This is a genomic window from Comamonas testosteroni (assembly GCF_000761245.1).
Lineage (GTDB): Bacteria > Pseudomonadota > Gammaproteobacteria > Burkholderiales > Burkholderiaceae_C > Comamonas > Comamonas testosteroni_C.
On the sequence record NZ_AWOR01000042.1, the window covers coordinates 58400 to 70783 of the forward strand.

The 12384-nt window shown below is 63.6% G+C and carries 12 protein-coding genes; 4 read left to right on the forward strand and 8 right to left on the reverse strand.

Features of this window, described 5'->3' with window-relative positions; genetic code table 11:
• Positions 1 to 303 precede the first annotated feature (303 nt).
• The 4 genes from P353_RS08730 to P353_RS08745 form a co-directional block, all read right to left on the reverse strand.
• The gene (locus P353_RS08730; RefSeq protein ID WP_034368095.1) at positions 304 to 1467 is read right to left on the reverse strand and encodes an acyl-CoA dehydrogenase family protein; all 1164 of its coding nucleotides are present in this window, start codon (positions 1465 to 1467) and stop codon (positions 304 to 306) included.
• A gap of 83 nt (positions 1468 to 1550) precedes the next feature.
• Positions 1551 to 1943, reverse strand: a complete 393-nt coding sequence (locus P353_RS08735) for a cupin domain-containing protein (protein ID WP_034368098.1) — start codon at positions 1941 to 1943, stop codon at positions 1551 to 1553.
• Positions 1928 to 3286 (reverse strand): CaiB/BaiF CoA transferase family protein, encoded by a 1359-nt coding sequence (locus P353_RS08740; RefSeq protein ID WP_080750495.1) that lies wholly within the window; start codon positions 3284 to 3286, stop codon positions 1928 to 1930. Before P353_RS08740 ends, P353_RS08735 begins: the two co-directional genes overlap by 16 nt.
• A gap of 1 nt (position 3287) precedes the next feature.
• Positions 3288 to 4274 (reverse strand): Bug family tripartite tricarboxylate transporter substrate binding protein, encoded by a 987-nt coding sequence (locus P353_RS08745; RefSeq protein WP_034368101.1) that lies wholly within the window; start codon positions 4272 to 4274, stop codon positions 3288 to 3290.
• A 270-nt stretch (positions 4275 to 4544) separates the two neighbouring features.
• On the opposite strand from P353_RS08745, the gene P353_RS08750 reads away from it, so the two are divergent.
• Both P353_RS08750 and P353_RS08755 read left to right on the forward strand, forming a co-directional pair.
• Positions 4545 to 5144 (forward strand): hypothetical protein, encoded by a 600-nt coding sequence (locus P353_RS08750; protein ID WP_232776357.1) that lies wholly within the window; start codon positions 4545 to 4547, stop codon positions 5142 to 5144.
• Between the two features lie 169 nt (positions 5145 to 5313).
• A complete protein-coding gene (locus tag P353_RS08755) occupies positions 5314 to 5649 on the forward strand; it encodes a cupin domain-containing protein (RefSeq protein ID WP_034368347.1) in 336 nt (111 codons plus the stop codon).
• 7 nt (positions 5650 to 5656) lie between these two features.
• Here the strand turns inward: P353_RS08755 and P353_RS08760 are convergent, their stop codons facing one another.
• Both P353_RS08760 and P353_RS08765 read right to left on the reverse strand, forming a co-directional pair.
• Complete coding sequence (locus P353_RS08760; RefSeq protein WP_034368104.1) at positions 5657 to 6448, reverse strand: hypothetical protein; 792 nt, start codon at positions 6446 to 6448, stop codon at positions 5657 to 5659.
• Positions 6449 to 6550: 102 nt separating this feature from the next.
• The gene (locus tag P353_RS08765; protein WP_034368107.1) at positions 6551 to 8038 is read right to left on the reverse strand and encodes a PLP-dependent aminotransferase family protein; all 1488 of its coding nucleotides are present in this window, start codon (positions 8036 to 8038) and stop codon (positions 6551 to 6553) included.
• A 134-nt stretch (positions 8039 to 8172) separates the two neighbouring features.
• Here P353_RS08765 and P353_RS08770 point away from each other — a divergent pair, with 134 nt between their 5' ends.
• Both P353_RS08770 and P353_RS08775 read left to right on the forward strand, forming a co-directional pair.
• Positions 8173 to 8790: a LysE family translocator gene (locus tag P353_RS08770; protein ID WP_003067454.1), complete on the forward strand. Its 618-nt coding sequence runs from the start codon at positions 8173 to 8175 to the stop codon at positions 8788 to 8790.
• A 9-nt stretch (positions 8791 to 8799) separates the two neighbouring features.
• On the forward strand, positions 8800 to 9309 hold the full coding sequence (locus tag P353_RS08775; protein WP_034368110.1) for a GNAT family N-acetyltransferase: 510 nt from the start codon (positions 8800 to 8802) through the stop codon (positions 9307 to 9309).
• 57 nt (positions 9310 to 9366) lie between these two features.
• On the opposite strand, the gene mnmH is transcribed toward P353_RS08775, so the two are convergent.
• Complete coding sequence (gene mnmH / locus P353_RS08780) at positions 9367 to 10422, reverse strand: tRNA 2-selenouridine(34) synthase MnmH (RefSeq protein ID WP_034368115.1); 1056 nt, start codon at positions 10420 to 10422, stop codon at positions 9367 to 9369.
• Positions 10423 to 10810: 388 nt separating this feature from the next.
• Entirely contained in the window at positions 10811 to 12166 is a 1356-nt protein-coding gene (locus P353_RS08785) for an alanine/glycine:cation symporter family protein (RefSeq protein WP_003054063.1), read from the reverse strand.
• Positions 12167 to 12384: the final 218 nt, after the last annotated feature.

Consider the following 12384-nt stretch of genomic DNA (forward strand, 5'->3'; position numbering starts at 1 on the left):
GCAGACACACGGGTGAATGCGGGCGGCCTGCGAGTGTTGTGGAGAAACCGGCCTCTGGCGCTTTAAAGATTGCGATAGCACCTACTAGTTTTCCAAAGAAGCTATCCCGCATCCGGTCTCGCCCCTTTTGCCCACGCTGCCCGCAAGCGCAGCCTAAGGGACGGGGGCAGCGGGGGACAACTCTTTGCCTACTTTCATGTAGAGGAAAGTAGGTCGGCTGGCGGGCCGAGACCCGCCCTCTGACCTTGGCGAAGACAGGTCAAGCGGGTCATTGGCTCGACCGTCCATCCCCTCCTCGGCCGATCAATACGACTTGGGCAAGCCCAGCACCTTCTCGGCGATAAAGCACATGATGAGCTGCGGGCTCACGGGTGCCAGGCGCGGAATCCAGGACTCGCGCATATAGCGCTCCACATGGAATTCCTTGGCATAGCCCATGCCGCCGTGCGTGAAGATGGCGGTCTCGCAGGCCTTGGCGCAGGCTTCGGCGGCCAGGTACTTGGCGGCATTGGCCTCGGCGCCGCAGGGCAGGCCCTTGTCGTAGAGAAAGGCGGCCTTCTGCACCATCAGATGCGCGGCCTCCAGCCCCATCCAGGCCTGGGCCAGCGGGTGCTGCATGCCCTGGTTCTGGCCTATGGGCCGGTCGAAGACCACGCGTTCGTTCGCATACTGGGTGGCGCGCGCCAGGGCTGCACGACCCAGGCCCACGGCTTCGGCCGCGATCAGGATCCGCTCGGGGTTGAGGCCGTGCAAGATGTACGAAAAACCCTTGCCCTCCTCGCCGATGCGGTCCTCCACTGGGATGCGCAGACCGTCGATGAAGAGTTGGTTGGTGTCCACGCATTTGCGGCCCATCTTCTCGATCTCGGTCACGGCGATGCGGCTGCGATCCAGGTCGGTATAGAACAGCGACAGGCCTTCGGTACCCTTGCACTCCTCCACGGGCCTGGTGCGTGCCAGCAGCAATATCTTGTTGGCCACCTGGGCCGTGGAGATGAAGACCTTCTGCCCGTGCACCACATAGACATCGCCTTCGCGCACGGCACGGGTCTGCAGCTTGAGGGTGTTGAGCCCGGCATTGGGCTCGGTCACGCCGAAGCAGGCCTTGTCCCGACCCGCGATCAGCGGCGGCAGCCAGCGCTGTCTTTGCTCGTCGGTGCCGAAGACCACGGCCGGATGCAGGCCGAAGATATTCATGTGCACGGCCGAAGCGCCCGACAGTCCCGCCCCCGTGGCCGATATGGTGTGCATCATCAGCGCCGCTTCGGTGATGCCAAGACCCGCGCCGCCGAACTCCTCGGGCATGGCAATGCCCAGCCAGCCGGCCTCGGCCAGGGCCTGGTGGAAGTCGTGCGGAAAGCCGCCGTCCCTGTCCTTCTTCAGCCAGTAGTCATCGTCGAAAGGCGCGCAGGCCCGCTGCACGGCTTCCCGGATCTGTTCCTGCTCGGCGCTCCATAAAAAATCCATGGCAGCTTCTCTCTATCAGTTCAATTTCAATGAAATCCGCCTCAAACGCCCATTCATCAAGCGTTATCAGCTATTGTTTTCAATCAATCAGGCCGGCGCACGCGCGCCGGGTTCTCGGCATAGGGCGGGCTGTAGATGACCAGCAGACGCACAGGTGTGTCGCTGGTGACGCGAAACACATGCATGCAGTCCTCGGGAAAAAAGCAGGTGTCGCCCGCCTGCATGGCAAAGCGCTCGGTCTGGCCCTGGCTTTGCACCTCCACCTCGGCCGTGCCTTCCAGCAGATAGCAGGCCTGCTCCATGCCCGGGTGGGCATGCGGCAGCGCACCGCCGCCTTTTTCCAGCGTTCCGAGCACCACTTCCATATGCTGCGCGCCGACATTGGCCTGGCTGACCAGGCGCCGGTTCACCGTGCCGTGGTGGTTGGCGGGGCTGTAGCCCTGTACGTCCTGCTCGCGGATCAGATAGCGGGGCATATCTCTGTCTCTCTTTGGTCGTTGGATGATGAAGCCTGCATGCAGCCGCCGTTGGCCTGCAGGGCGGCGATCTGCGCCTCGCCAAGGCCCGCTTCGCGCAGCACCTGCAGCGTGTGCTGGCCCAGTTGCGGCGCAGCGCTGGCGTCGCGACCCGGGGGCGTGGCGCTCCACTGCGTGGGATTGGCCGTGGTGCGCAGCCGTCCCTCGCTGGGATGCTCGATCTCGCGCACAAAGCCCGTGGCCGCATGGTGGGGGTCGGCCAGCAAGTCCTCGGGCGAGGCCATGGGCATGTTGGGCACGTCGGCCGCGTCCAGCAGCGCGCGCCACTCGGCCGTGCTGCGCTCGCGCATCAGGCTCGCCACCTCGGCATAGACGGCATCGATATTCGCTGCGCGCTGGCCGTGGGTGGCAAACATGGGCTCGCGCATGCGCTCGCCCTGGCCTATGGCGCTGAAGAAGCTGTGCCAGTGCTTGTCGTTGTAGATCAGCACGCACAGGTGGCCGTCGCTGGTGCGATAGGGCTTGCGATGGCGCGTCAGCAGCCGCGCATAACCGGCATCGCCCAGCGGCGGCTCGAAGCTCAGCCCGGCCATGTGATCGCCCAGGATGAACTGCGTCATGGCCTCGAACATGGGCACGACCACCGCCTGCCCAAGGCCGCTCTTCTCGCGCGCATACAGCGCGGCCGTGACCGCATAGACCGCGTGCAGGCCGGTGACCCGGTCGCCCAGCGTCATGGGCGCATAGGACGGCTCGCCGCCGCCATACTGCTGGGCCAGCCAGGGCACGCCGGTCGCCCCCTGGATCAGGTCGTCGTAGGCCGGCTTGGCCGCATAGGGGCCAGCCTGATCGAAGCCGCAGCAGCTCACATGGATCAGGCGCGGATGGCTCTGCTCCAGTGTCTGCCAGTCCAGGCCCAGCCGGGCAATGGCCTGGGGCCGAACATTGCTGATGAAGACATCGGCCTCGGCCAGCAGCTGCAGCAGCGCCTGGCGCGCGGCGGCCTGCTTGAGATCGAGCACCACGGAGCGCTTGCCCTGGTTGGCCTGCAGAAAAATGGGGCCCATGCCGGGGTTGCGCATGGGGCCTACATGGCGCATGTTGTCGCCCTCTGGCGACTCGACCTTGATCACATCGGCGCCCAGGGCGGCCAGAATCTGCGTGGCAAACGGCCCCATGATCACCGAGGTCATGTCCACGATCCTGACGCCTGCCAAGGGACCGGCTGATGTACCCGCTGACGGGCCCGCTGTGTGGCCCGCTGTGTGGCCCGCTGTGTGGCCCGCTGTGTGGCCCGCTGTGTGGCCCGCAGCCTGACGGCTATCGCTATGCATGCTCGTCATCTCACTGCGCCTCGATGCCGGCCTGCTTGACCAGTTGCCCCCATTTGGCGAGCTGCTCCTTCACGTAGAGCGCGAACTCGTCGGGCGTGGCCGTGGGCCAGACTTCAAAGCCGACCTGGGCCAGTTGCTCCTGCACGGCCTTGTCCTTGAGGATGAGCTGCAGCTCGCTGTTGATGCGCTCGGCAATGGCCTTGGGCATGCCGGCCGGGCCGAAGATGCCGTTCCACGAAGTGATGTCGAAGCCCGGCAGCGCCTTGCCGATGGCCGGCACATGGGGCAGCAGCTGCGAACCCTTGGCCGCCGTCACGCCCAGCGTGCGCACGCGCTCGGTCTTGAGCGTGCCCCAGGCCGAGCCCAGGTCGGCCACATACATCTGGATCTGGTTGCCCATCACATCGGTCAGCGCCTGCGGGCTGGACTTGTAGGGCACGCCGGTGATCTGAGTGCCCGTGATGTATTTGAAGGTTTCCGAAGCCACCAGCGAGGTGCTGTTGGGCGTGCCGTAGGAGAGCTTGTCCGGATGCGACTTGGCATAGGCAATCAGCTCGGCCACGGTCCTGGCCGGCACCGAGGGATGAACCACCAGCGCGAACGGCAGCTCGCCCACGCGCGCCACGGGCGTGAAGTCCTTGACGGGGTCGTACTTGAGCCCCTTGACCAGCCAGGGATTGGCCGAATGCGAGGTATTGGTGGTCATGAAAAGCGTATAGCCGTCCGGCTTGGCCTTGACCACGTGCGCGGCTGCAATCTGGGCATTGGCCCCGGCCCGGTTGTCCACCACCACGGGCTGCTTGAGTCGCTCGCCCAGCTTGTTGGCCACCACGCGCGCCACCGCATCGGTGCCGCTGCCCGCGGCAAACGGCACCACCAGCGTGATGGGGGCGGCGGGATAGCTCTCCTGAGCCAGCACCGTCCCCGCAAGGCCCATGCTCATGGTGGCTGCCAGGCCTGCGCTCGCACAGGCGCGCAGTAAGAATCGCTTGTTCATGCTTGTCTCCTTGTTCAGGCTGCGGCACCTGTATCCGGTGCCTGCACTGCATGCTGAAGCGTTCAATAATTCAAGTCCAATTGTTTAAACCGCATGAATGATTCGATTTGCGAATCATTAAGTCCAGCCAGACATTCCCAGCCGCTGCGCACGACGAAATGAGCCGGATTTGCCCCTGCGTCCCCAGCCTTTGTGCCCTTGAGGTGGCGGCAGCAGCAGCAGCAGCGACAGCGAGACCAAGAGCGGCTACTACGCCTGGCGGCAATACTTGTGCCGCATGAGCCACACCACAACTGCTCGCTCGCGCTCGGGCTGGCGCTGGCGCAAGGCATTCCGTTTGAGCAAGTAGCTGGAGCGGATACGGCGTTTGAAGCACCGCCCGATGGCAAACTGTCGCCTTGCTTTCTCTGTATTCCCCTGACCATGGCCAAGCCTCTCAAGTACCCCGGCAGCGACATTGAGTTCCATGCCGAGCCGTCTCTTTTGCTGGCGCCCTTCGATATCTATGATCGGGAAGAGTCTCTGGGCCAGGAACTCGCTGCCTATGACCCCAATGATCCCCAGCAATTGCTGCTGCTGCTCGATCGCTATTTCTTTCCCTGCTGTGACCAGGCTTCATGGAGCACTGCGCATAAAGTGATGCTGACCCGGTCATTGCAAGCCGCCTTGCAAAGCCTGCAATACGACTTTGCGGCCCCACTGGAAGACAGCCACGACGGCTGCTTCTACCTGCCCGCAACCTGGCAGATCCAGGCTCCTCGGCAGTTCTTCCTGAACGCTTATTCGATCCTGGTGAAACGCTGGGTTGCAGCATTCGCGACAGCAGGCTTCAGCCCCATGCCTGCCGAGAATCTACGGCACTTGGCATGACAGCTGCCAGTCGAGCCCGGACCTCGGTGATACGCGCCAAACAGCGCTGATGAACAACGAAACGAGGTGATAAGGCCTGATGCCCTACAGCACTGTCACAAAACGGTGATTGAACTTGGGGCCCACTCGGGGGAGAATGCCTTATTACCGCTTTCGCTCAGGTGCTGTCATGGACCATATCCACTCCACGCCCACCCACCAAGCTCTGGATGTCGCTCCTTTCGGAGCCAGGCTTTCTGCCGCTCACTCGAGCGTGCTCTTCAAGGCGGAAGATCTGGAAGTCATTCGCGTCGTGCTGCGCTCGGGCCAGTCACTGCCGCCGCATCGCGTGCCTGGCAGCGTCAGCCTGCAATGCCTGGAGGGTCGACTCGAAGTTCTCATCGGCCAGACCGTGCATGAACTGGGCCCCAAGCAACTCATGCATCTGCCGGCCAATATGCCCCATGCCGTGCGTGCCATGGAAGACTCGTCTGCGATTGCCACCATCGTGCTCTGTGAAGTCTGAAGCGTTTCTAACGAACGGGCAAAAACTGCATGAACGGACCGGCAAGCAGTCCCTGCGCATAGCCGATGACGGAGCGCCGGTAGCGCTCGGTGGTGTAGTCCGCCACCAGATCCAGCCGGCCGATGATCTTGCCCATCTCGCGCTCGAAGCTCAGATTGCGCCCCTCTTCCGCTATCTGATTCGATAGCAGCAAGGGCTTTCCACCGGGCGCTTTGCGGGAGTTGAGAATCCAGTTGGCGATCTCCAGATTGCGCGCGGCATTGAAGACATGCTGCGGGTCCAGACCGTCGATCAGCGTGAAGCTGGTTCGCCCGCCATGCGCGGTGATCAGCATATCGGCGGCAGCATGCACGAACGCCGCGACCCGGTCGCCCGAGAACTCGGGCTGCAAGGCCAGGGATAGCGCCGCCACGTCGCGCTTGTCCTGCAGCTCATGCCAGGGCTGGCGCTCCATGACGGCAATACGCACATAGGTCATGGCCGCTTCGCGGCTGGAGGCGGTCTTTTTCCATTCGACGGGGTTGCGGCGGTAGAGCTTGTCCATGATGAGAAACAGGCTCTCAAGGTTCTCCTTCATGGCCAGCGTCGCCATGCGGTTGCTGTCGGACTGAAGCAGCTCGCGCGAGTGAAAGTCCTCGCCCTTCACTTCGCCATGATTCGTGGGTGCGCTGGAACAAGCGGCCACAGCGCACAGCACCAGCCCTGACAGCAGCCACCGCCCCGTGCGCGAGCCACCGCGCAGCGGATCGCGCGTGCAGTGGCCTGCGGCGGCATGGGGCAAAGCTCGTGCTGCTGTCATGCTACAAACATAACAGCAGATGCCGCTGCCTCAGTCACGCCACATACGCGCGATTGTTATCAATCGTGAACAAAGCCCGGGCCCGCACACCGCGCCAGGACGCTATTTGCGCAGCTGCCTGAGTATCTGCTCCAACACCTTCCATGGCTCGGTCTGGTCGGCCATTGCCACGGGCACGCGCAGCTTGCTGCTGGTTGCCTGCTGCGGCGAAAACAGCAGGCCCGGCGCCAGCAGCAGATTGCTCAGCGCCGCCTGACGCGCCAGCACCTCGGTATCCACGCCGCAGTCGACCCAGGCAAAAGTGCCGGCCACGGGCTCGTACTCCGCATGGCAGCCCAGCGCTTCGAGCTTGCGCAGACAGCGCCCGCGCGCGCGGTCCACCCGCTCGCGCAGCCGGTCCACATGCTTGCGAAAGGAGCCGTCGGCCAAAATATGGTGCACGATCTGCTCCGCCGGCAGCGAAGAGGTCAGGCCCGCCAGCAGTTTCATGTCGGTCAGGCGGTGCACATACTCGGGTTTGGCCGCGATATAGCCTACACGCAGGCCGCCCGACAAGGTCTTGGAATAGCCCCCCACCAGAATCACGCGCTGCAATCTGTCCATGGCCGCCAGTCGCAGCGGCATGGCGCCCAGGAATTCGGCATAGGTGTCGTCCTCGACCAGCAGGAAATCATGGCGCTCGGCAATGCGCAGCACCTCGTGGGCCACGCCGGCAGACAGGCTCAGCCCCGTGGGGTTGTGCACCGCCGTGTTGAGGATGAAGAGCTTGGGCTTGTGGCTCTGGGCCAGCGATGCCAGGGCCGCCACATCGGGCCCGCCGGGCAGGCGCGGCACGCCGACGACGTTCACGCCCATGTACTTGAGCCGCCCGAAGATCAGAAACCAGGCCGGGTCCTCGACCAGCACGGTATCGCCGGGCTTGAGAAAGCAGCGCACGACCAGGTCCAGACCATGGGTCACGCCGCCCACCGTCATGAGATTCGCTTCGGGATGGGCCGGCACCTCCTGGGCCTGCAGATTCGAGGCTATCTGCTGGCGCAGCGGCAAAAAACCCTGGGGATGGCCATAGCTGAGAAAGCTCTGCTCGGCCCGCACATTGTTACGGGTAATGGCACGCATGGCGCCGGTGATCAGGCCCTGGTCCATCCAGCTCGAAGGCAGGCAGCCCGCGCCTCCGGTGCCCGCGCTGTCGTCGCGAAAAATGCCGCGCAGCAAATAAGCGGTGTCGAAGTCTGCCGGCTGCGCCGAGGCGGCAGCCACGGCGGCAGGCTCCATCACGCGGCGCTGGGCCGCTACATAAAAACCGCTGCCGCGACGCGATTGCACCAGACCCTGGGCTGCCAGCTTGTCGTAGGCCTGGACCACGGTGTCGCGACTGACACCTGCGCTTTCCGCCAGCGCCCGCACCGAAGGCAGGCGCACGCCCACACGCAGGCCATGATTGCGGATCAGCCCGCCGAAATGCTCGACCAACTGCTCCACCAGGCCTGCTGCACTGGAGCGCATGGGCTGCCAGCCCAGGGATGCCGTAGCGGCCACAGGCAAGGCTGCCGGAGTCGCTGTCCCGCCGTCGATATGTGCATCCAGCATGACGCGCTTTCTCAAAGTGTCAGGTCAATTAGAGCAGGCCAGCTCATGAACTGGCCTGCAAAAGTGTACTGATAGTGTACTGATTCAAGCTTTTAGTATAGAGGCACAACGCTTATGCAGCCCCAAGGTTCGCCATGTCATTTCTGCCTGAATCCTCTGCCTTCATCCTGCCTTTGGCCATGTTTGCCTTTGTCAGCTCCGTCACGCCCGGCCCCAACAATGTGATGCTGACGGCCTCTGGCGCCACTTTCGGCTACCGCCGCAGCGTGCCGCATATGCTGGGCATCTGTCTGGGCGTGGTCATCATGGTGCTGCTGATCGGCGCGGGGCTGGGCAAGCTGTTCGAGGCCGAGCCACGCATCTACACCCTGCTCAAATATGTGGGCGCGGCCTATCTGATCTGGCTGGCATGGAAAATCGCCCGTGCCGGGGGCGTGGACCAGGGCCAGTCGGGCAGCCGCCCATTCAGCTTCTGGCAGGCCGCCGCTTTCCAGTGGGTCAACCCCAAGGCCTGGATCATGGCCGTGGGTGTGGTCGCGACCTACACGCCGCGCGAAGGCTTTTTTGTCAACCTGATGCTGTCGGCCCTGGTGCTGGGCCTGGTCAACTATCCCAGCATCAGCGTCTGGACCCTGTTCGGCAGCACCGTGGGGCGCGCACTGCGCACGCCACAGGCACTGCGCATGTTCAACGGCGTGATGGCCGGTCTGCTGCTGCTGTCGCTGGTGCCCATCTTTGCCGAGCATGTCTAAACTCGGCCCATGTCCTATGCCATACGCCAGCTGAGCGAGTCCGATCTTTGCAGTTATCGAGCCCTGCGCCTGCAGGCCCTGACAGAATGCCCCGCCGCCTTCGGCGCCACGCCCGCGACCGAGCAGGCACTGGCCGATGCGCAGCTGCTGAGCCGCTTCAGCGGCGCCCAGGGTCAGGCCATGTGGGGAGGCTTTGATGCAGACGGCAGACTCTGCGCCAGCCTGGGCTTGCATCGCGACCAGGGAGAGAAGACCGCGCACAAAGGCCATCTCTTTGCCATGTATGTGGCTGCACCGGCCCGAGGCCAGGGCCTGGCCTGCCGCCTGCTGGAGACTGCTGTTGAGCACGGCAGAGCGCTGAACTTGCGACAGCTGATGCTGGGCTGCAATGCCGGCAACGGCAACGCACTACGCTTGTATGAGCAGGCAGGTTTTCGCGAATATGGGCTGGAGCCTGCGGCCCTGTATGTGGACGGCGAGTATTTTGACGAGGTGCTGATGGTGATGGGGCTGGACTAATCCGCACCGCACCGGCCCGTTTCAGCTGGCAGGTTTGAACCACCAGCTCAGCTCAGCTCAGCGCGCCTGCATCGCAATGATCTGCTGCGCCAGAGCAGCGATGGCCTCGTCCGAGAGCTGGTCTGTCTCCAGCACCTGGCGCCGGGGCCATTGTTCGAAGTGATTCGACTGGGAGCGCTCGTAGTGCGGGTCGTAGTGGCGCAGCATCAGCTCTTCGAACAGCGCAGGCAGCTCCCCTTCCCGAGCCCATTGCTGCCAGCGGCTCACGGTCTCCTTGCCCTGCAGCTCCTTGAGCCAGCCCAGCTTGGTGGCCAGCACTTCGGGATCGTCGCCCAGGTAGGCATAGTCGCGCAGCAGATAGGAAAGACGTGCGGCCGCCGTTGCACGCACCTCGATGACCGCAGCCTTGTGCAGATGCTGCACCAGTACCAGCGGCAGGCCGACGCGGCCGATCTTGGCGCTCTCGCCTTCCACATAGACGGGGCGCGAGAGATCGAAGCTCTCCAGCTGCTCGGCAATCAGGGTCTCGAAACGTTTCTGGCTGGGTTGCTCGATGCCGGGCAGGCCGCCCAGCAAGGAGCCCTTGTGGCTGGCATAGCCCTCCAGGTCCAGCACCTGCTCGCCGCTTTGGGCCAGCGCATGCAGCACGCGGGTCTTGGCCGAGCCGGTGGCGCCGCACAGCACGCGCATCTGCAGCTGCGGCACCAGGCTTTCAAGCTGCGCAATTACATGGCCGCGAAACGCCTTGTAGCCGCCGGCCAGCTGCTGTGCATCCCAGCCGACCAGACGCAGCCAGGTCACCATGGAGCCGCTGCGCAGACCGCCGCGCCAGCAATAGACCAGGGGCTTCCAGTTGGCAGGCTTGTCGGCAAAGGTTTCGCGCAGATGGCGTGCCAGATTGGCCGACACATAGGCCGCCCCCAGACGCTTGGCCTCAAAAGGGCTGACCTGCTTGTAGATGGTGCCGATCTCGGCGCGCTCGGCATTGCTCAGTACCGGACAGTTGATGGAGCCGGGGATATGGTCCTGCGCAAACTCGGCGGGCGAGCGGGCATCGATCAATGCATCAAACTGGTGACGTTCGGGAACGCGAACGGGCTGGCGGTGGGACACGGCAGACTATCCATGGCTGCGCCTGACGGCCTGCATGGCTGCCGGGCAATGGCGTGTGGTCGGGCGCAAAGCGGGAATCGCGACAACGCGGCGATTCGACCTGAGGCTCGGCAACATGAAAAACCTGCAGTCTCATCTCAAGATGAAGCCCGGCAGGCCACGAAGCAAGGGCGTGGATCGAGCCTCGATACGCACAACGGCTGCAGCAAGATTTCGCGCAACAGTCATTCCCTGTGTGGGGGGTATTTTCGCAGATATGCGGGGCAGCTTCAGCCACCGCCCCAAAACAGCACAGGGCGCAGCTGCTTGCACAACTGCGCCCTGTGAGAGGTGAGGTCAGGTCAAGCTCAAGCACTTGTGCGTCAAGTGCCTAAAGCTACCGAAATGGTCAGGCCTGATTATCCTGGCGCGCAAAGTATTCGCGCGTGAGCTGCACGATCACGGGTGAGAGCAGCAGCAGCGAGATCAGATTGGGAATCGCCATCAGCGCATTCAGCGTATCGGCGACCAGCCAGGCAAAGTCCAGCGTGGCCACGGCACCCACAAAGGCGCTGATGGTCCAGAAGATGCGGAAGGGCTTTTCACAGATGGTGCCGACCAGATAGGTCCAGCATTTTTCACCGTAATAGGCCCAGCCCAGAATCGTGGTGAAGGCAAACACCGACAGCGAAACGGCCAGCACATATTTGCCCACGCCGGGCATGGCGGCCTCGAAGCTCTGGGTGGACAGCACGGCCCCGGTAGCGCCTGAATTCCAGACGCCGCTGACCACGATGGCCAGCCCGGTCATGGTGCAGACGATGATGGTGTCGATAAAGGTACCCATCATGCCCACCAGCCCCGAGAAAACGGGGTCGCGCGTGGCGCCAGCTGCCTGGGCGATGCCGGCCGTGCCCAGGCCCGCTTCGTTGGAAAAAATGCCGCGCGCCACGCCCATGCGGATGGCCATCAGCACCGTGGAGCCCACAAAGCCACCCGTGGCCGCCGTGGGGTTGAAGGCCTGCTCGAAGATCAGTGCAAAAGCAGCCGGAATGCGGTCCAGGTACACGCCCAGCACATAGAGCACGCAGATCACATAGGCCACGCACATGGCAGGCACCAGCTTTTCGGCCACCGCGCCGATGCGGGTGATGCCCCCCAGCACCACTGCGCCGGTAAGCACGGCCAGGCCCAGACCCGTGATCCAGTTCTCCAGACCGAAAGCCGTGTGCATGGCCGATGCAATACCGTTGGACTGCACCATGGAGCCGATGCCGAAACCGGCCAGACCGCCAAAGATGGCAAACAGCGTACCCAGCCACTTCCACTTGCTGCCCAGGCCGTTCTTGATGGCGTACATCGGGCCGCCCACCCACTGGCCGTGGTCGTTTTTCTCGCGGTACTTCACCGCCAGCACCACCTCGCCATACTTGGTAGCCATGCCCAGCAACGCCGTCATCCACATCCAGAACAGTGCGCCCGGGCCGCCAACGGCAATGGCCGTGGCCACGCCGGCAATATTGCCCGTGCCCACGGTGGCGGACAGTGCCGTCATCAGCGCGGCATAGGGAGTGATGTCGCCATCGGCCTTGTCGCCGGGACGGCGGCTGCGCCAGATCATGCGAAAGCCGCGCACGATGTTGCGCAGCGGCATGAAGCCCAGGCGGATCTGCAGATAAAAACCCGTGCCGAGAATCAGCACGATCATGGGAACGCCCCAGACAATATCGTTGAGGGCTTTGAAGAGTTGGGTTAACCAGTCCATTGAGTGTCGTCTGCCGCAGCCAGCTTTCGCCTGCGGTCCATTGAATGGCAACAGTCCCGGAACATGTCTTTCACCCATGAGCGGCGAGTGCAGCAACAGCAAGAGGCCCGTGTGAGGCCCCCGCAAGGTGCACTATTCCTGTTTGCCGGTTGGCAAAGCGCCCTACTTTAATCCAGTCTGCGATCGCTTTTGGGCTGCCTCGGCCCATGACTCGCACA